At 60.8% G+C, this 18269-nt stretch carries 15 protein-coding genes, 1 tRNA gene and 2 pseudogenes; 7 read left to right on the top strand and 11 right to left on the bottom strand.

Annotated elements, in window-relative coordinates; translation table 11 throughout:
• Positions 1-57: 57 nt before the first annotated feature.
• The 4 genes and pseudogenes from AC515T_RS24320 to AC515T_RS24335 all read right to left on the bottom strand — a co-directional run bounded on the left by AC515T_RS24320 (position 58) and on the right by AC515T_RS24335 (position 5071).
• A complete protein-coding gene (locus AC515T_RS24320) occupies positions 58-963 on the bottom strand; it encodes a methyl-accepting chemotaxis protein (RefSeq protein WP_496533189.1) in 906 nt (301 codons plus the stop codon).
• Positions 958-2220 (bottom strand): annotated as a pseudogene (locus AC515T_RS24325) (cache domain-containing protein); the annotation flags it as partial. The gene AC515T_RS24320 and the pseudogene AC515T_RS24325, both read right to left, overlap by 6 nt.
• Before the next feature lie 492 nt (positions 2221-2712).
• A complete protein-coding gene (locus AC515T_RS24330) occupies positions 2713-3774 on the bottom strand; it encodes an ankyrin repeat domain-containing protein (protein ID WP_496530327.1) in 1062 nt (353 codons plus the stop codon).
• A 79-nt stretch (positions 3775-3853) separates the two neighbouring features.
• Positions 3854-5071 carry an MFS transporter gene (locus AC515T_RS24335; RefSeq protein WP_496530328.1) on the bottom strand — a complete coding sequence of 406 codons (1218 nt, stop codon included), beginning with the start codon at positions 5069-5071 and terminating at the stop codon, positions 3854-3856.
• Positions 5072-5402: 331 nt separating this feature from the next.
• Between AC515T_RS24335 and AC515T_RS24340 the strand changes: the two genes are divergently transcribed.
• From AC515T_RS24340 to ggt, 3 genes are all read left to right on the top strand, one after another.
• Positions 5403-7460, top strand: coding sequence for a methyl-accepting chemotaxis protein (locus tag AC515T_RS24340; RefSeq protein ID WP_496530329.1), 2058 nt, complete (start codon positions 5403-5405; stop codon positions 7458-7460).
• 103 nt (positions 7461-7563) lie between these two features.
• Positions 7564-7640, top strand: a tRNA-Met gene (locus tag AC515T_RS24345).
• Between the two features lie 235 nt (positions 7641-7875).
• A complete protein-coding gene (ggt, locus tag AC515T_RS24350) occupies positions 7876-9729 on the top strand; it encodes a gamma-glutamyltransferase (protein WP_496530330.1) in 1854 nt (617 codons plus the stop codon).
• Here the strand turns inward: ggt and AC515T_RS24355 are convergent.
• The 4 genes and pseudogenes from AC515T_RS24355 to AC515T_RS24370 all read right to left on the bottom strand — a co-directional run.
• Entirely contained in the window at positions 9711-9944 is a 234-nt protein-coding gene (locus AC515T_RS24355) for a helix-turn-helix domain-containing protein (RefSeq protein WP_496530331.1), read from the bottom strand. The genes ggt and AC515T_RS24355 overlap by 19 nt on opposite strands.
• A gap of 7 nt (positions 9945-9951) precedes the next feature.
• Positions 9952-10470, bottom strand: a complete 519-nt coding sequence (locus tag AC515T_RS24360) for a DUF2975 domain-containing protein (RefSeq protein ID WP_496530332.1) — start codon at positions 10468-10470, stop codon at positions 9952-9954.
• 126 nt (positions 10471-10596) lie between these two features.
• On the bottom strand, positions 10597-11028 hold the full coding sequence (locus AC515T_RS24365; RefSeq protein ID WP_370873836.1) for a methyl-accepting chemotaxis protein: 432 nt from the start codon (positions 11026-11028) through the stop codon (positions 10597-10599).
• A gap of 108 nt (positions 11029-11136) precedes the next feature.
• Positions 11137-11913, bottom strand: a pseudogene (locus AC515T_RS24370) (PAS domain-containing protein); the annotation flags it as partial.
• 182 nt (positions 11914-12095) lie between these two features.
• Here AC515T_RS24370 and AC515T_RS24375 point away from each other — a divergent pair.
• The 3 genes from AC515T_RS24375 (at position 12096) to AC515T_RS24385 (ending at position 15540) form a co-directional block, all read left to right on the top strand.
• Complete coding sequence (locus AC515T_RS24375; protein ID WP_205929564.1) at positions 12096-13550, top strand: short-chain fatty acid transporter; 1455 nt, start codon at positions 12096-12098, stop codon at positions 13548-13550.
• A 112-nt stretch (positions 13551-13662) separates the two neighbouring features.
• Positions 13663-14832, top strand: coding sequence for a hypothetical protein (locus AC515T_RS24380; RefSeq protein ID WP_496530333.1), 1170 nt, complete (start codon positions 13663-13665; stop codon positions 14830-14832).
• Positions 14833-15012: 180 nt separating this feature from the next.
• Positions 15013-15540, top strand: coding sequence for an SET domain-containing protein (locus tag AC515T_RS24385; RefSeq protein ID WP_496530334.1), 528 nt, complete (start codon positions 15013-15015; stop codon positions 15538-15540).
• A 10-nt stretch (positions 15541-15550) separates the two neighbouring features.
• Here AC515T_RS24385 and can read toward each other — a convergent pair whose 3' ends face one another.
• Positions 15551-16195 (bottom strand): carbonate dehydratase, encoded by a 645-nt coding sequence (can, locus tag AC515T_RS24390; RefSeq protein ID WP_003185433.1) that lies wholly within the window; start codon positions 16193-16195, stop codon positions 15551-15553.
• A gap of 132 nt (positions 16196-16327) precedes the next feature.
• Here can and AC515T_RS24395 point away from each other — a divergent pair, with 132 nt between their 5' ends.
• Complete coding sequence (locus AC515T_RS24395) at positions 16328-16732, top strand: serine kinase/phosphatase (protein WP_176689131.1); 405 nt, start codon at positions 16328-16330, stop codon at positions 16730-16732.
• Between the two features lie 191 nt (positions 16733-16923).
• Here AC515T_RS24395 and rimI read toward each other — a convergent pair whose 3' ends face one another.
• Together rimI and AC515T_RS24405 are read right to left on the bottom strand one after the other, a co-directional pair.
• Positions 16924-17376, bottom strand: coding sequence for a ribosomal protein S18-alanine N-acetyltransferase (gene rimI, locus AC515T_RS24400; RefSeq protein ID WP_003205585.1), 453 nt, complete (start codon positions 17374-17376; stop codon positions 16924-16926).
• A complete protein-coding gene (locus AC515T_RS24405) occupies positions 17369-18148 on the bottom strand; it encodes an energy transducer TonB (protein WP_496530335.1) in 780 nt (259 codons plus the stop codon). Before AC515T_RS24405 ends, rimI begins: the two co-directional genes overlap by 8 nt.
• Positions 18149-18269 lie beyond the last annotated feature (121 nt).

Here is an 18269-nt window from a genome sequence, read left to right on the forward strand (position 1 = left end):
ATCCGTGACGAGGGCGGTTGCTCCCCTCGCCACAGTGCCCCCTGGCTGGAAAACCCATTAGCCTCTTTTGACTTTGAAACGGCCCAACACACGCTGCATCAGCGATGCCCGCTCCGAAAGGTCCTTGGCCGCCACCGCGCACTCTTGCGAGTTGGACTGGTTTTTTTGCGTCACTTCATCGATCTGCTCCAAGCCGATGCTGGCCTGCTGCAAGCCCGAAGCCTGCTCGCTGGAGGCCTGGTAGATCAGCGAAACCAGGTTGGAAACCGCGCTGGTTCCCGTGACGATGTTTTTCAGCGATTCGGCGGTCCGGCCGGCGATGATCATGCCGCGCTGCGTCTTGCTCGATGAATCGGCGATCAATGCCGCCGTCTGCTGGGCGGCCTCGGCGCTGCGGGCGGCCAGGCTGCGTACCTCGTCGGCGACTACGGCAAAACCGCGCCCAAGCTCACCCGCCCGGGCGGCTTCGATGGCCGCGTTCAGCGCCAACAGATTGGTTTGTGCGGCAATATTGTCGATGGTGGTGATGATCGCGGTGATGTCCTTGCCCGAGTTGTCGATTTCAGCCATCGCGGCAATCAGCTCGCTCATCAATTTATCGCTCTCCCCCGCATCGGCCCGTGATGCCTGGGATTGCTCGTCGGCTTTCTTGGCGTTGGCGGCGTTGTCCCGGGTCTGCGCAGCCATTTGCGTCATCACCGCGCTGATTTCGGTAATGGACGACGCAGAGTTCGACGCACCATCGGACAACGACTGGCTCAGATCAGTGACCTGCGCCGAGCTGCCGGTAATCTGGGTGGCGCTGGTCTGCACCTCGGAAATCAGCTGGTTCAGGTTGCTGACCATCTTCTCCAGTGACTTGCCAAGGGTATCTTGGGGTGAAGACAAGCGGACCTCCAGGTCCAGATCACCTTCGGAAATACGCTCGGCCACACGAACTTGGCGTTGCAGGCTTTCAGACATGTCGTTAAGCGCCACAGACAATTGCCCGACCTCATCCTCGGATTTCTGCACCAGGCGACGAGAAAAATCCCCCAGGCTGATGCTGGCGGCCAAGGCCGCGGCCTCGCGGATCGGCCCGACGATTTTCGCAGCGGCAAACCACAGGGCGGCCAGGGCCAGCAGCGAAATGGCCAAGCCTACCGAGACTTGCCAGATGCTGTTGCTGATACTGCGCGCCTGCAACTCCTGCTCCAGGGCAATGGCCTGACTCATGACCACGGCCTTGGGCAGGCGAATCAGCACCGCCCAGGGCTTGCCTGTGCGACCGAGCGTAATGGGCATCAGCACTTCGATATGCTGGGTTTGTGGATTGAGCAGGCCGTTGCCACGACCGCTCTGGATGTCGCGCAGTACGTTTTCCCAGGACTCAGGTAACAACGCCTTGATGGGCTGGCCAATCAAGTCAGTACGCTGGCTGTCCGCGACCACCAGGCCCTGGTTGCTCAAGATCGAAACCGTGCCTTTGCCGCCGTAGAGCTCGGCGGACATCTGCTCGCTGAGTTTCTGGATAAAGGCGATGTCGAAGTCAGCCCCGACCACACCGTAGAACTTGCCATTGGCGACGATCGGAACCGACAACGTGGTCAGCCAAACGTTTTTACCCTGGACCACATAAGGAATGGGATCCAGCACGCTTTCCTTCAGAGTGTCGCGCGGGCCGCTGTACCAGCCACCTTTGGGCACACCGTTAGGGTGACGGTCCAGGGAGTCGTACTCGACCAACGGCTGCACCGCGACATGGCCACCGGCGCTGCGTGTCCAGTAAGGCGTGAAGCGCCCTGTCAGTGGATTATTGCCATCCTGGGCATTGCGCAACGCCAGATCCTGTCCATCCAGCGCATCCGGTTCCCAGCAGGAATAGGTGCCATTGAAATCAGGGTTGTCCTTGAGGACGCTGAGCAACACCGTATTGATCTGTTCTCGACCCAATGCCAAGGAGCTTTGCGTGGTCTTGCTGGCGGCAAAGGTATTGGCCATGGTGCGGGCCGCATCCAGGGCATTCTGCAACTTGGCTTGGATGGCATTGGCCCGGGACTCGGCCAGGTTCTGAATTTCCCGGATCGTTGACTTTTCAACCAGCGCCGAGACTTCGGTGGCCACATATTGCTCATTGGCCCGAGCGGTAAAGAGCCCGTAGATAATCAGGCTGACCGATGAAACAAACAGGCAAACGCCTGCCGTGACACAAATGCGTGCCTGCAATGACTTGAACTTCATATCATCCCCTGCCTGATTCTATTTATTGCCAACGTTAAAGACGAAGGCCTCTAACTTGTGCACGACGCGGCGAATAACAATCAATCACGGCTGTTTACGCGGCCCACGAGGCAATCGCCTTGAAAGGGCACGGCGATACAGCTGCTTTATAGGTATTTGAAACGTGGCAGGTGGGGGCACAAAACCGGTAGAGGTATTCAAGTCAGGAACCGAAGGCCTTATGTCCAGGACAGTAAGGGCGATAGGTGGAAAGAATGCGAAGCCTGCTTGTCCAGTCACCACAAGGTTACCCTTGAATAATGCCGCAGAATCCATTCAGACCAATAACCACGAGAGCAAATTAACACGACCAGGTTTTATACAAAATCAAACTTAGGCGTTATACAAAACAGTACTTTAGTCTTAATTCACCAAATGCCCGACGCCCAGGATGAAAGTGCCCGCGCGCGAGGTGTCACGCCGGGCTATTCGATCCTGAAAGAGGCCGTCGCGTTATCGGCTGTAGGAGGGCATCGCCAATGGCACCGGCTGCGGGTTGGCGATGACCCAACGCACAGCCAATTCACAGAGACGCTCGGTCTGCTCGGCGTTATCGTTGCCATTGCGCAGAAGGGCAGCCAGCGCCCGTGCTTCAGCGAGCTCGGCCACAGGCAAGGGCACGGCGCTGCCCACATGGTCAACCAGAGCCGCCAACATCGCTTTGAAATCCGCGTCCCAGTTGGCCGAGCCGTTGTGGTGAATCTCTCGGGAAATACGGCCACTGATGCGGATCACCTCACCCTGCGCCGTCGCTGCGGCGCCAGAGGATGGCACCAGCAGCTCCCACAGTTGCTGATGCTGGTCACGCCAGTCACTGGCCGCTACGACGATAGCGGCCTGACCGTCGTGAACCTTGCGAGGGGCAACGGGAGTGACGTTGAAAAGACGATAAAGACTGGCCAGGGCAGCGTCTGTTGTCTCGAGGTAGTCCGGGTTGAAGGAGGCCCGGTGAAACTCGAACTCACGACCGATGCGCTGCACTTCAGCGAGCATGCCGTCATCGGCTTGCAGCCCTGCCGCCAGCAGCGTCTGGGCGATTTTCGCGGTGGCCTCGATATCGGCATTGCGGGTCGTCGCCAGGGCAATGTGCAGCACACCCTGTCCCTGCCGACTCTTGGCATCGACATTGGCGCCACGGCGGATCAGGGCAGCAATGGCCTCGGCCTTGTGGCTGTTGGCCGCGGCATGCAGTGGCGTGTAGCCCTGGTAATCCTGCGCCTCGATATCGGCGCCCAAATCCAGCAGCAGATCGACACCACCGATCCAACTCGAACTGCGATGGTGCAGGGGCGTTCGTTGGTAAGTGTCACGGGCATTAATGTCGGCGCCCTGCTCCACCAGCCAACGGACCAGTTCGTCGGGACAGTTGTAGAACCCCAGCGCGGTGCTCTTGCTGTAACCCCCGATGGCTTCAAGCTCGCACGCATCGAACACGGCGACCAGTTCGGCAAACGAGGCCTGCTCCAGCAACTGACCGAAATCCTTCGGCAGTGTCTTGCGTTTACGCTTACCCATGGCGGCGGCCACCGTTCTGATCCAAAGATTTTTCAGCATAAAATCAGATACTCATCGGTCACGGCCATCTGAATGTAGATCAGACTTTTTTAGTTCTCGGCAGGAATATCGCCAACACCCCGAACAACGGCAGGAACGAACACAACCAGTACACGTACTCGATACCATGGATGTCCGCCAGGTGCCCCAGCAGCGCAGCGCCAATCCCGCCGAAACCGAACATCAGCCCGAAGAACACGCCGGCGATCATCCCGACATTGCCCGGCACCAGTTCCTGAGCGTACACGACGATGGCCGAGAACGCCGAGGCGAGGATGAAGCCGATGACCACGCTGAGGATGCTGGTCCACAGCAGGTCGACGTGAGGCAGGATCAGGGTGAACGGTGCCACGCCGAGGATCGAGAACCAGATCACCGCCTTGCGCCCGATCCTGTCGCCAATCGGTCCGCCAAAAAAGGTCCCCGCCGCCACCGCGCCGAGGAACAGGAACAGGTGCAACTGCGAAGAAGCCACCGACAGGTCGAACTTCTCGATCAGATAGAACGTGAAGTAACTGGTAAAACTGGCCATGTAGAAGTACTTGGAAAACACCAGCAGCCCCAGCACCACCAGCGCACTCAAGACCCGGCCCTTGGACAGACCATGGGTGGCCGCCTGGCCTTGCTTGAGCTTGAACAGGTTCAAGTGGTTGGCGTACCAGCGGCTGATGCGGTACAGCACGAACAACGCAAACAGTGCGAACAGCCCGAACCAGGCCACATTGCCTTGCCCGTAGGGAATGATGATCGCCGCGGCCAGCAGCGGGCCGAAGGCAGAGCCGGCGTTACCGCCCACCTGGAACGTCGATTGCGCCAGCCCGTAGCGGCCACCCGAGGCCAGTCGTGCCACCCGCGATGCTTCCGGGTGGAAGGTCGACGAGCCGATGCCGATCAACGCCGCCGCCAACAGGATCAAGGCAAAACTACCGACCATGGACATCATCACAATGCCGATCAGCGTGCACACCGTCCCCGCCGGCAGTAGCCAGGGCTTGGGATGTCGATCCGTGTGATAGCCGACCCAGGGCTGCAACAAAGATGCGGTTAACTGGAACGTCAGGGTGATCAGGCCAACCTGGGTGAAGGTCAGGCCATAGCTGTCCTTGAGCATCGGGTAGATCGAGGGCAGCACCGCCTGGATCAAGTCGTTGATCAAGTGCGCCAGCGCCACGGCGCCGATGATGCGCATGACCAACGGGCTGCTTTGCGCTGAGGCGGCAACGGATGGGGTGGCGGCCTGGGTATTGCTGATAGCCATAGGAGTTTCCATACGACAGAGGGTGCACACGGGCAGGTGCGTCAATGTGCCATTTTTCGGTGCAACAAGGCTATCCCCTTAGCTTGCTATCGACCTTGAAAAATTGTCGAATTCCAAGGTGATAGCCCAACGCCATGGTCTGAATCTTGCCTTGTTAATGGCCTACAACGCGGCTCCTTACAAAGGAGACCGAGAATGGGAAGTTTCGCTACAGAGCTGGCCTACCGAGCCGATTTGGACAAACTTTCGAAGCCTTTTAAAAGGGCACCCGTTTTGGCACTTGTGTAGAAACGCACAAAAACAGTGCAAGGGTGTTCAGGGGAGTATGGGCATGCAGGCTTTTTTATCACCGGGAATCAGGTTGTTGGGGCATTTCGGCTTCGCCCGTAAATTCCAATTGCTGTTCCTGCTTTTTATCCTGCCGCTCATGGGCAGCCTGTGGCTCATCGGCCAGGACTATCGCGACAAGCTCAGCCTGATTTCCGGGGAACGCGCCGGGGTTCGTCAATTGCTGGCACTGGATAACCTCGACAACCTGCTCACCGCCCAGCGCAACCGCGCCGCCCGCTGGCGTGCCACCGAGACCAATCGGCAGCCGACACCCGCGACGCTGGCCGCCATGGCGGCGTACGATGCCGTGCAACCGGCCCTCAACCAGGCCGCCAGTGACTTGGCCAATACCCTGCAAACCGAAGGGGCCGAAGCCGATACCCTCGCCCGCTATCAAACCCTGCAAACCAGCCTCAACGGCCTGGATTCGAAAAGCCTGGGCAGCGTGGGTTGGTGGCCGGATGGCTATGACCGCTTCACCACAGCCCTCAGCGCCCTGCAAGCGTTGCGCGAGCAGATGGTCATGGACAACCGCCTGACCCTCGCCTCCTGGCTGGAAACTTACCTGCTGACCCAGATTTCCACCCAACAGACGCCGGACCTGATCGAACGGGTCGGCCGCCTGGCCAGCGTTGGCCAGGCCTCCGTGGTGTCAGGCCAGTTCACACTGCAGAGTCGCCTGCAGTTGCGGGACCTGCGCAGCCGTATCGGTGACGCCCGGGATCAACTGGTCAAGACCGGAGCACTGCTGGAAACCCGCCTGCCCAGCGAATTGCAAACTTGGGCCGGACAATTCCAAGGCAGCCTCAAGCACTTGGACGCCGGCCTGAAAGTGCTGGATGACGGCGTGTTCGGCGGCTCCATCAACCTGAAGCCGGAAGACTTCGAAAAACACATGGACGCCCTCCTCACTGACCTGGCGACCCTGCGACAACAATCACTGGTGGCACTGGATACGCGACTGGAGCACTACCACGGTTCGGCGATTCGCCAGTTCACCCTGGTAGCGACGGTGCTGGGCTGCCTGCTGCTGGCGGCGCTGTATCTTTTTGTGTGCCTGCAAGCGTCGATCCGGCGCAGCGCCAGCGGCATCACCGTGCTGGCCGAGGCCCTGCGCGACGGCAATCTCAGCCTGCAAGTGCCGGTACAAGGGCGCGATGAACTGGCGGCCATCAGCACTGCTCTCAATGTCGCCGTGGTGCAACTGCGCAACAGCCTGCTGGGGGTGGATCACGAAACATTGCAGTTGAGCAATGCCGTGCGCACCCTCAATACACACTCCAGCGGCGCCCTGGGCGAAGTCGAGGCCCAGCAAATGCAGATCAGCCAGATCGCCGCCGCCGCGACACAACTGGCCGCCACCTCCCAGGGTGTGGCGAAGAGTTGTGAACAAGCCGCCGGCAGCGCCCAGCAGACCCGCCGCATCGCCACCGACAGCAGCCGCGACAGCCAGCGCACCACGGCGAGCATCCAGCAGCTCAACCAGCGGCTCAACGAAACCGCCGCCGCACTGGGCCGGGTCAGCGAACAGGGGCAGCAGATCCAACTGGTGGTCGATACCATTCGTGGCGTCGCCGAGCAGACCAATCTCCTGGCCCTCAATGCCGCCATCGAAGCGGCTCGCGCCGGGGAACAGGGCCGTGGTTTCGCCGTGGTGGCCGATGAAGTGCGCAGCCTGTCACAACGCACCCAGTCCTCCACGCAACAGATTGCCGGCACCGTCGACAGCCTGCGCGCCACGGTCAACGAGGCCGTCAGCCTGATGGAAGCCGCTTGTGACCAGGCCCAGACCGACGCCCAAGCCGTCACCGGCCTGGGCGAACGGCTGGGAGAAATCGCCAGCGCCGTGCAAAGCGTCACCGACACCCTGGCGCAAATCGCCACCGCCGTGGATGAACAAGCCAGCACCGCCGACGAAGTCAGTGGCAATATCCAGCAGGTCGACCAGGCGGCCATGCGCCTGCTCGAAGGCGCACGGGCCGTGAACGTGGCCGCGGATACCCTGAGCCAGGGAAGCAAGGCCTTGAGTGCCAACACAGGGAGATTTCAGCTCGGCTGACAGGGATTTGCAGCGAGGATTGTTAAGCGGTTGAAAGCGCAGAGAAATATTTCAGATTTACGCTTGACACATCTTCGTTACCGGCGAATAATGCGCGCCACTTGGCTACATAGCTCAGTTGGTTAGAGCATAGCATTCATAATGCTGGGGTCCGGGGTTCAAGTCCCTGTGTAGCCACCAAGTACTAAAAACGGCCTATCGAAAGATAGGCCGTTTTTTTATGCCTCGCGAAAAGCACTGTAGCTGGGCTGCGCAGCAGCCCCTTTTTTGTGAGCGCTTCGCACTCAAGCGGGAGCAAGCTCCCTCGCCACAGTGAAGGCAGTTGGCAAGCCGGCAATCAAGGTGACCCATCTCATGTTGATTTGCGCCCCACGCCTCGCGTCGCTACAGTCGGTTCTATCTCCCAGGCCCACGGATGGAGCGACACGTGCCTACAGATCTGAAACCGAACCTTCGTCACCTGTCAGCCGTTTCGTTGCTGGCTGTCGCCCTGGCACTCGTCGCCTGCAAGGCCCCACCCTCCTCCACCGCCACGCCTGCATTGCCTGCCCCACCGGAGATCGTCTCCGGCTACCGCACCGATCTACAGACCCGCTACGCCGACAAGCACATGGCGGCCGCAGCCAATCCGTTGGCGGCCGAGGCCGGGCGGGAGATGTTGCGACGTGGTGGCTCGGCCATCGACGCGGCCATTGCGATGCAAGCGGTGCTGACCCTCGTGGAACCGCAATCTTCAGGCATCGGCGGCGGTGCGTTCATTGTGCTGTGGGATGGCAAGGCCGTGCGCACCTATGACGGTCGCGAAACGGCACCGGCCGGCGCCACTGAAAGACTTTTCCTGCAACCCGACGGCCAACCCATGCCGTTTACCGCCGCGCAGATCGGCGGTCGCTCGGTGGGTACACCAGGGGTATTGCGCGGACTGGAACTGGCCCATCGCAAACATGGCCGTCTCGAATGGGCGACGCTGTTCGAGCCGGCCATCGCGTTGGCGGAACAGGGCTTCGCGATCTCGCCAAGGTTGCACGCCTTGATCGCGTCCGACCCGTCGTTGCCGGGCTCGCCAGACATGGCCGCGTATTTTCTCAATGCCGATGGCAGCCCGAAAGCAGTCGGCACCGTGCTGAAAAACCCGGCATTGGCCGGCGTACTCAAGCGCATCGCCAACGAAGGTCCCGATGTTTTGTACACAGGGCCGGTTGCCGAGGAAATCGTCGCCAAGGTGCAGGGCCACGCCAACCCCGGCAGTCTTTCGCTGAACGACCTTAAGGGCTATACCGCACGGGAGCGGCCCGCGTTGTGCACCGACTACAAGCGCTGGCAAATCTGCGGCATGCCACCACCGTCTTCGGGTGGGGTTGCCGTGGCGCAGATCCTCGGGACATTGCAGGCCTTGGAACAGCGCGACAGCAACGCCGCCCTCGCCCCCTTGAAACCTCTCAAGACCGATAAGCCCGCTGGCATTGAACCTACCCCCGAAGCGGTGCACTTGATCGCCGAAGCCGAGCGCCTGGCCTACGCCGACCGCGCCCAATACATCGCCGATCCGAATTTTGTAGCCGTGCCGCTCAAAGGCCTGGTCGATCAAGGTTACCTTGCCAGCCGCGCCAGCCTGATCGGCCCTCGTAGCATGGGTGTCGCCAAGCCCGGCACACCACCGGGCATCCAGGTGGCCTACGCCCCGGACCGCTCCCCCCTGCGTATTTCCACCTCGCAAGTGGTGGCGGTGGATGACCAGGGTGGCGCGGTGTCCATGACCACGACGGTGGAATCGGCGTTCGGCTCCCATTTGATGGTTCAAGGCTTCATGCTCAACAACCAGATGACCGACTTCTCGTTCATCCCCGAAGAGAATGGGCAAAAAGTCGCCAACCGCGTCGAACCGGGCAAACGCCCTCGCTCGTCCATGGCACCGACGCTGATCTTCGATCAGCAGGGTAGATTGGTGGCCGCTGTCGGCTCCCCCGGCGGCTCGCAGATCATCGAATACGTCGCCAAGTCAGTGATCGGCCTGCTGGACTGGAACCTGGACCCGCAAACCGCCATCAACCTCCCCAACTTCGGCAGCCGCAACGGCCCCACCGAACTGGAGAAAGGACAGTTCAGCCCGACGCTGATCCAGGCGCTGAAAGACAAGGGCCACGTGGTGAGTGAGATCGACATGAACAGCGGCACCCAAGCCATTGTCCGGATGCGTGATGCGCAAGGGAAAACCTCACTGGCCGGCGGTGCGGATCCACGGCGCGAGGGTCAAGCACTGGGCGACTGATCGAGCTCGCTCTGCGGTTGATAGACCAGCAGATCCGCGGGCTGACATTGCAGATAGCTGCAAATGGCTTCGAGGGTCGCCAGGCGTATACCCTTGACCTTTCCTTGTTTCAACAAGGAAAGGTTGGCTTCAGTAATGCCGATTGCAGCGGCAAGGTCTTTGGATTTGACCTTGCGTATGGCCAGCATCACATCGAGTTGAATAACGATGGGCATGAGAATCTCAAACGAATGTTCTGTTTTCTGAATCGACTTCACTGGCTTGGGACAGTATCCGGGCAATGATCGCAATACAGGCGGCAAGAAATAAAGCAACGAAAGACGGCGCGGTAATACTGAAGGTCAGCAATCGCTGGCCGACCGGCGCATAGATCGTCACCAGCAGGCTGAGAAACGGCTCGCAGATGAAGTCCAGCAGCACCCACAACGCCACCGCGCGCCCCGCATTTCCCAGGTGAACCGCTGCGGCGGTGGAAAAGTATTGCCCTTGGGCGTAGTGCTTGAAGAGCCTGCGCAAGTTGGTGAGCCCGACCGCCAAGGCCAGCAAGGGAATGCTCGTCAACAGTATCCCACCCAGGCACTGCCACCCCGTCAATCCCATCGCCTCTTCAGGCAGACTCGACAATTGCCGCTCGGTGAGGGCAAACCCCAGGCCGTATCGGGAGGCCGCTTCAGGATACAGCCAGGCCACAGCGTTGACGACCATCATCGCGACCATGAAAACCAGGGTGATGGCTGCCATCCGTTGGCTGTACAAGGCAAGACGATTCGAGTGCATGTGAGGCTCCAATAGAATAAGGGAGCCCAGAACATAGCCATTAAATTATCGCAAAACAATAATTAATATGTAAAAAACAATAATTACGCTCTAGGTGGAGAGCTGATTGGCAAACTGGCTCACGGCATCGACCACCTTCTTCGCCCCGTCCTGGATCTCGACGATCACCGTCCCCGCCTCGGCGGCCAGGGCCAGGCCGTGCTCGGCCTGGTGCTGGCCGTCGGTCATCAGCGCCACGGCGTTGCGGGCCATGTCCTGGTTCTGGCGGACCACGCCGACGATTTCATCGGTCGCCTGGCTGGTACGCGATGCCAATTGACGCACCTCGTCGGCCACCACCGCAAAGCCCCGGCCCTGCTCACCGGCCCGGGCTGCCTCGATCGCGGCGTTGAGCGCCAGCAGGTTGGTCTGTTCGGCGATGCCGCTGATGGTCTTGACGATGGTACCGATCACCAGGGATTGCTCGTTCAACGCCTCGATGCCTTCGCCGGCGGTTTGCATGTGCCGGGCCAGGTCGCGCATCACGTCCACGGCCTGGGTCACCACCGTCGTGCCGCGCTGGGCGCTGTTGTCGGTCTGCAACGAGGTGCTGTAGGCGATGTTGGCCGCCTCGGCGACGGCTTTTTCCTGGTTGACCTGGTCCGTGATGTCGGTGGCAAACTTGACCACTTTGTACAGTCGCTCGTTGGCGTCGAGCACCGGGTTGTAGGAGGCTTCCAGCCAGACCTCACGACCATTGCTGTCGAGACGCTTGAAACGGCCAGCGACGAATTCACCGCTGGTCAGCCGCTTCCAGAACTGCTGGTAGGCCGCGCTGTTGTATTCCTCAGGCTCACAAAACGTACGGTGGTGCTTGCCCTTGACCTGCGCAAGGCTGTACCCCATGGCATTGAGGAAGCGATCATTGGCCGTCAGTACGTGACCGCCCAGATCGAACTCGATCACCGCCGTTGAATGCACCAGCGCGCCGATGAGGTTTTCATGTTCCCGGGAAGCCTCGATGGTGCGGGTCAGGTCATTGGCATACATCGAAAAAAAGCGGATCCGCCCGTCAGCATTTCGTACGGGCTGGAGGATCGAACGCAGCCAGGCCTCCTGGCCATTGCCCCGCAGCAGGCGCACGGCGCCGGAGAAGTGCCCGCCACGGGTCAGCGCCGACGTGAAGCGAACCTGGAATTCATTGGATTTCAAATAGGCGGGGACCAGCTCCTCCACAGGCCGGCCGATCAGGTCCTGGCTCTTGTAGCGCATCTCGTCGAGAAAATTCTGATTGACCGATTGAATCCGCCCCTCGGCATCCAGGGTGAGCCCCAGCATTTCACGGTCCAGGCTTTCCTTGACTTGCACAAGGCTGGACAATTCTTGGCGAAGAGCCAGCAGCTCCTGCTTCAGGCGGTGGTTGAACATGGGGCAGCTCCGACAACAGGAGAATAAGTGGCTTGTTCCCTTGCCATCGGCGCAGCGTTTTTTTTCTGAAGAGCGTCACGCGCCCGCATCGAAAATATTCCTGGGCGTCCTCGAACCCGACAAGCCTCCCATGGTCACTGGATTGTTCTACTGTTGCGCCTGACCTTTGAAGCCCTGCCGCCATGAATACCCATAACCATAAAAACGAGGTAATTGCCGTGACCACTGACATCGAAGACAGCCGTTCCGCCCGCTTCGCTTTGCGCTGTTCCAGTTTTGCCGAACGCTGGTTCCCAGACTCCTGGGTCTTCGCCGCGCTGGCGGTGCTGGTGGTCGCCGTGGCGACGCAATTCATCGGCGCCACACCCACCGCAGCGGCCATGGCGTTCGGCGACGGTTTCTGGAGCCTGATCCCGTTCACCATGCAAATGGCCTTCGTGGTGATTGGCGGTTACGTGGTTGCCAGCTCGCCGCCCGCCGTCAAGTTGATCGATCGCCTGGCGCGTATTCCGACCAACGGCCGCTCCGCCGTGGCGTGGGTGGCGCTGATTTCCATGGTGGCGTCGTTGCTCAACTGGGGTCTGTCGTTGGTATTTGGCGGTTTGCTGGTGCGCGCCCTCGCCCGCCGCACCGACCTGAAGATGGATTACCGCGCCGCCGGTGCCGCCGCGTACCTGGGCCTGGGCGCGGTGTGGGCGCTGGGGTTGTCTTCGTCGGCGGCGCAATTGCAGGCCAACCCGGCCAGCCTGCCGCCTTCGATCCTGTCGATTACCGGCGTCATTCCGTTCACCCAGACGATTTTCCTCTGGCAGTCTGGCGTGATGCTGCTGGCGCTGATCGTGATCTCGTTGATTGTCGCCTACGCCACCGCTCCCGGCCCCAACAGCGCCCGTGACGCCGCCGCTTGCGGGATCGATCCGAGTTTCAGCATGCCGGCGTTGCAGCCCCGCACCCGCCCTGGGGAGTGGCTGGAGCACAGTCCGCTGCTGACCATTGCGCTGGTGCTGCTGGCCGCCGGCTGGTTGTTCCATGAGTTTTCGACCAAACCTGCGATCAGCGCCATTTCCGGGCTCAACACCTATAACTTCCTGTTCATCATGCTGGGCGCCTTGCTGCACTGGCGGCCGCGCAGCTTTCTCGACGCCGTGGCCCGCGCGGTGCCGACCACCACGGGCGTGTTGATCCAGTTCCCGTTGTACGGCTCGATCGCCGCGCTGCTGACCACGGTCAAGGGCAGCGATGCCCAGACCCTGGCCCACCATATCTCGACCTTTTTCGTCCAGATCGCCTCCCATGACACCTACGCCTTGCTGATGGGCGTCTATTCGGCGGTGCTGGGCTTTTTCATTCCTTCCGGCGGCGGCAAGTGGATCATCGAAGCGCCCTACGTCATGCAGGTGGCCAACGACCTGAACTATCACCTGGGCTGGGCCGTGCAGATCTACAACGCCGCCGAAGCGCTGCCGAACCTCATCAATCCGTTCTACATGCTGCCGTTGTTGGGGGTGTTGGGGTTGAAGGCCAGGGATTTGATCGGTTTTTCCTTCGTGCAGTTGCTGGTGCATACGCCGTTGGTGCTGGCGCTGCTGTGGGCGCTGGGGACGACATTGAGTTATTTGCCACCGGTGATGCCATAAAGCCATAAAAAGGGCCGATATTTCCATCGGCCCACTTTTTCTTCGGCTCGGTCTGTTTCAGTATGGATACGCCCTGCTTTTGAGGGTCCCTCACGCTGAAAAGGATCTGAGCATGTTCAAACTCGCCGTACTTCCTCTTGCCGCCCTTACCCTGAGCGCCACCGTCCACGCCGCCGACGTGACCAAGATCGATGTGCAGCTGGGCAGCACCGAGCGCGTCACGCGCCTCTTCGCCTACCCCAACAACTGCAACGTCATCTGTTTTCGCGACTGGACCCTGGAACAGACCGTCGAGCATTACCTGACCCAAAGTGTGCAGCGCGACGGCTACGCCAAGGCCAAGGTCCAGGTCACAATCGACAACGATAAGGTCTATGCCAACATCGATGGGGTGCCGAAGAGCTACGGCCAACCGCTGAAAGCGCTGCTCGACGCAGGGGACCTTGCGTACAACGGTGCCTCGAAACTCAACAGCGACAAGAAATGGTCCTACAACTGGTACCTGTTCCTGCCGCTGGGCATGGCCCTGGAAAACCGCAAGAGTGTCGAGTTGCTGCACTTCCCGCCAGATTATTCCCTGACCCAGGCCCAGGATTACCTGGAGTCGGCGACCACTGATCGCTGGGCCACGCTGCTGACCGCCAACGGCATTGCCGCTGAACAAACCCCGGCCTACCAGACCATCATCGACATCGCGCCCATCGCGGCACCGTCCAATGCTGGCAGCACGTTAGAGGGGCTCTACAGCTACTTCAACGATTACCAGACCACCATGGTCACGCAGGTCACCCAGACCGCCAGCGGCGCCGCATTGCCGATGGTGGCCTTCGGAGCGCCCGTCCGGGACTGGATCAAGACTCAGTACGGCCCGACCGTGAACGTACTCGGTCTGGCGACCATCACGACCGGCAGCGGGGTGAAGGTTCCGGTGCTGGGCTCCAACCATCCGAGCTACATCTGGTACGCCGCCGACAAGGACAGCTACGACGGTGACGAGGCCAAGGCTGATGCCGCCGGCTTAAAGGTCATGGGCCAGGACCTGAGTGCTTCATGCTGGCAGGCCGGCATGGGCAGCAAGCCGGGCACCGACCCGAGCGCCCTGCTGAACCAGTGCACGCAAACCTGGCAGGTCACGCAAAAGGAAAAGACCTGCGAGCTGTTCTACACGTCGATTCGCAACCTGACGCCGGCTGATGCAGCGAAAAAATGCGAAACGCCGGCGATCAAGTCGCAACTTCCGCAACTGAAGGTGCCTATGCCGCTGCCTGCCGAGGCGGTGTAAACCTTGAGGCGCCTTCCCGCGTAAGCTTGCGCTGACACGGGAAAGCGCCTTTGGCTCCTGTCAGACTCGACAGTAGATGCGGCCCTTGACTTGGGCGAAGCTATCAAAAGCTTTTTCAACGACCGCTGGCAGGACCGCCAGCGCCAGCAAGTCGAGTGTCCATCACCGACAAGGACTGTCATGAGCCTGTTCATCCGCGATAGCGCCTGTTCACAACGCCGGGATTGCATTTATCCGGAAAAACAACTCAGCACACGCCTGGGCTATCCCTCTGTGCGCGATTTTGAAGTGCACCAGACGACCGACGGGCGCGGCAACGGCATCATTGCCCGCAAGCCATTCGCGCCCATGACGCGGATGTGCAGGGTGTCGGGGTTGCTGGTAAGCCGACGGCGCCTGCACACATTGCAGATCCTGCCGGACGTGCACATGTATGACCCATGCTTCGCCGGATTGCTGCTGCACTCCTGCAACCCGAATGTATTCCTCGACATGAGCGAACTGTGGCTGTGGTCACTGGCCCAGATCGATGAAGGCGATAGCCTGACGATGGACTACGCCAGTACCGAACAGAAACTCTACCGCCAGTTCGCCTGCCGGTGCGGTTCGTACAACTGTCATGGCTGGATTACCGGCTATGACGAACCGCCCAATGAGCAGGGAATGACATTTCTACGGCACTGGCGTCGTCGGTGTCACCGCGACTGACGAGCCGGCATCAGGGCGCGCCGACCGGACGCAGCCGATACTGCGGCGGCAATTGCTCGAAACCGCTGATCGTGGTGTCCAGGCTCTTCCAGCGTCCATCCTTGATGCCGTAGATGCAGCCATGAATCGACAGTTTCTGCCCACGGTGCCAGGCGTTCTGCACGATGCTGGTATGGCCGACGTTGGCCACCTGCTGGATCACATTGAGTTCGCACAGGCGGTCGACCCGTTCTTCTTCGGTCGGCAACTGGCCCAACGCTTCGCGATGCTCGTAGTACAGGTCGCGAATCGAGCGCAGCCAGCCGTCGATCAGGCCCAGTTGGCGGTCCTGCATCGAGGCCCGCACACCGCCACAGCCGTAATGGCCGGTGACCAGGATGTGTTTGACCTTCAGCACATCCACCGCGTACTGGATGACCGATAGGCAGTTGAGGTCGGTGTGCAGCACCACGTTGGCCACGTTGCGGTGCACGAACAGATCACCCGGCAGCATGCCGACGATCTCGTTGGCCGGCACCCGCGCATCGGAACAGCCGATCCACAGATACTCCGGGGTTTGCTGACGAGCCAGCTTGGCGAAAAAGTCAGGATCCTCCTGCTTGATCGCATCGGCCCAGCGCGCGTTGTTATCAATCAGATCTTGTAATTCGTTCATGCTGTCTAGCCTCGATAGAGAGTGCGCAACTGTGACAGACGACCGCCGGTCGAGGTCACGTCGGCGATGCATTGGAATTCCTGGCTGCGCTTCCGGTCGACACCAGTAAGGCCCACAGTACGAGGAATTGCCATGAATGATTCACGACGCCCCTTCGATGCGACGCAACCGGAACCCATCGACGACAATGAAGACCGCATGGGCTCGATGCATGAGTTGGAGTTCGACGACGAGCAGCCCAGCGCGAAAATCGGCGACGAATTGCCGGAAAACGAACGCGAACAGCTGATGCCGCGTGAACGCGTCCGTGAAGCGGGCATGACGGGCGCCTCGACGGATGATCACGAACCGACCGACGACGACCTGAGCCCGGAAACACTGATTCGCGAAGACGGTGCCCGGGATGCCCGCGAGGCCGGGGACGACGAGCAGGCGGACTGGGACCTGAGCGTGGTGGATGAAAATGACATTGGTGGGGGCGATGGGCTGGATGAAGCGGAAATGGCCGATATCGATCCGCTGGATGGCAAGCGGTAAGTGTCGATAGAGCTGCTCGCGATGCGGTGGATCAGTTTGCACTGGGGTTGAATGTGCCGCCGTCATCGCGAGCAAGCTCGCTCCCACAGGGTTTTGTGTTCGAGCGCAAATTTGATGCACACCGCCAAGCTCCCTGTGGGAGCGAGCTTGCTCGCGATGACGGCGTTGCGGTTAACCTCGATGTGGCAAGTTCAGTCCACCAAGGTACACGCCATGACCACCGCATCTTCGCGTCCACCCACCGCCGGGTAGTAATCCCGGCGCCGGCCAATCTCGTTGAAGCCATAGCGCTCATACAGCCGGAACGCCGTGCGGTTGCTGTCGCGCACTTCCAGGAAACACTCCCGGGCCTCGGCCTTGTAAGCAATCGACATCAAGTGCTCCAGCAGGCGCAAGCCCAGGCCACGGCCCTGATTTTCCGGCTTGACGGTAATGTTGAGCAGGTGCGCCTCGTCCAGGATGATCTGCACCACGCCATGGCCCACCTGCTGCTGGCCTTCGAACATCAGCCAGATCTGGTATTTGCCCAGCCCGTCGAGAAAAATCCCGCGGGTCCAGGGGTGGCTGTAGGCCGCGTATTCGATTTTCAGTACAGCGTCGAGGTCCGCCTCGGTCATCGGGCGGAACGATACAGCGTCACTCATTCGATTCTTTCCAGCGCGCCATCAGCCGGCGCATGGCTTGCCAGACATCAGCCTTGCGCTGTGGCGTTTCCATTAACAGTTCCAGCCCGGGCAGCGCCCAGGCCGAGCCCAGGCCTTCGACCTGCAGTTCGCGATTGAACGCTTCGGCATCCGCCTCGCCGGCAAACTTCACCGCCGGCATTCCGATCAGCCACAGGCACACGCAGGGCTCGTCTTCGAGCCGCGCCGAAACGAAGCCCTGGACGAAATCCCGCGCCGCTTCCGGCCCCTGGTCCATGGTGCCGCGTGACAACAGCGGCCAACGTACCGGTTCGCCGATGATTTGCGGGCTGTCCGGCAGACCGGCGGCGCGCAGCATGTCCTTGAGCAGCAAGTAGGCTGGATCGCGGCTTTGGAACGGCTCGCCCGTGGGCAACTCCACCAACAGCAGGCAACGCCCGGCCCGCAGCAGTTGCAGGGCGAAACGCGGCGGGGCGACGTAGGGGGCCTTGGGCGGCGCCTCCACCACCTCTTCCACCGGCTTGGCATTGGTGCGGGTCGAGGCCAGGCTCGGCCGCGGCACTTCGATTTTTGGCCGCTCGGCGGCTGGCGCTGGCGGCTCGGCGACGGTCTTGGCCACAGGCGCCGTCACGGCCGGCGCGATGGATTCGGGCTCGGGCATTTCCAGCAGCTCGGGCCGCGACGGGGCGGCGAACGGCAATTCGGTACGCGGCAGCCAGTTGACCACCTGCATGGCGGTCAAATAGGCGCGGCGACGGGACTCGATAAGCAAGGGTCGGCCACTTGTGGATAACTGAAAGTGGGAGCGATTCTACCGCCCTTCGACGCGGATCGCTTCCCTGTCGGAGCAATAGTTGATCGATAGAGCATGACAGTCCGTCCAAGGGGTGAAT

The sequence above is a fragment of the Pseudomonas sp. FSO-7 genome, assembly GCF_059579345.1.

Excerpts from the sequence above, each read along its gene's own strand:
- AC515T_RS24395 (WP_176689131.1), top strand. The coding sequence starts at position 16,328 with ATGAATGATTCACGACGCCCCTTCGATGCGACGCAACCGGAACCCATC.
- AC515T_RS24360 (WP_496530332.1), bottom strand. The coding sequence starts at position 10,470 with ATGGCAGCCATCACCCTGGTTTTCATGGTCGCGATGATGGTCGTCAAC.
- AC515T_RS24375 (WP_205929564.1), top strand. The coding sequence starts at position 12,096 with ATGAATACCCATAACCATAAAAACGAGGTAATTGCCGTGACCACTGAC.
- can (WP_003185433.1), bottom strand. The coding sequence starts at position 16,195 with ATGAACGAATTACAAGATCTGATTGATAACAACGCGCGCTGGGCCGAT.
- AC515T_RS24340 (WP_496530329.1), top strand. The coding sequence starts at position 5,403 with ATGCAGGCTTTTTTATCACCGGGAATCAGGTTGTTGGGGCATTTCGGC.
- AC515T_RS24330 (WP_496530327.1), bottom strand. The coding sequence starts at position 3,774 with ATGGGTAAGCGTAAACGCAAGACACTGCCGAAGGATTTCGGTCAGTTG.
- AC515T_RS24385 (WP_496530334.1), top strand. The coding sequence starts at position 15,013 with ATGAGCCTGTTCATCCGCGATAGCGCCTGTTCACAACGCCGGGATTGC.
- AC515T_RS24335 (WP_496530328.1), bottom strand. The coding sequence starts at position 5,071 with ATGGCTATCAGCAATACCCAGGCCGCCACCCCATCCGTTGCCGCCTCA.
- AC515T_RS24355 (WP_496530331.1), bottom strand. The coding sequence starts at position 9,944 with ATGCCCATCGTTATTCAACTCGATGTGATGCTGGCCATACGCAAGGTC.
- AC515T_RS24365 (WP_370873836.1), bottom strand. The coding sequence starts at position 11,028 with ATGCGCGACCTGGCCCGGCACATGCAAACCGCCGGCGAAGGCATCGAG.
- ggt (WP_496530330.1), top strand. The coding sequence starts at position 7,876 with ATGGAGCGACACGTGCCTACAGATCTGAAACCGAACCTTCGTCACCTG.
- AC515T_RS24320 (WP_496533189.1), bottom strand. The coding sequence starts at position 963 with ATGTCTGAAAGCCTGCAACGCCAAGTTCGTGTGGCCGAGCGTATTTCC.
- rimI (WP_003205585.1), bottom strand. The coding sequence starts at position 17,376 with ATGAGTGACGCTGTATCGTTCCGCCCGATGACCGAGGCGGACCTCGAC.
- AC515T_RS24380 (WP_496530333.1), top strand. The coding sequence starts at position 13,663 with ATGTTCAAACTCGCCGTACTTCCTCTTGCCGCCCTTACCCTGAGCGCC.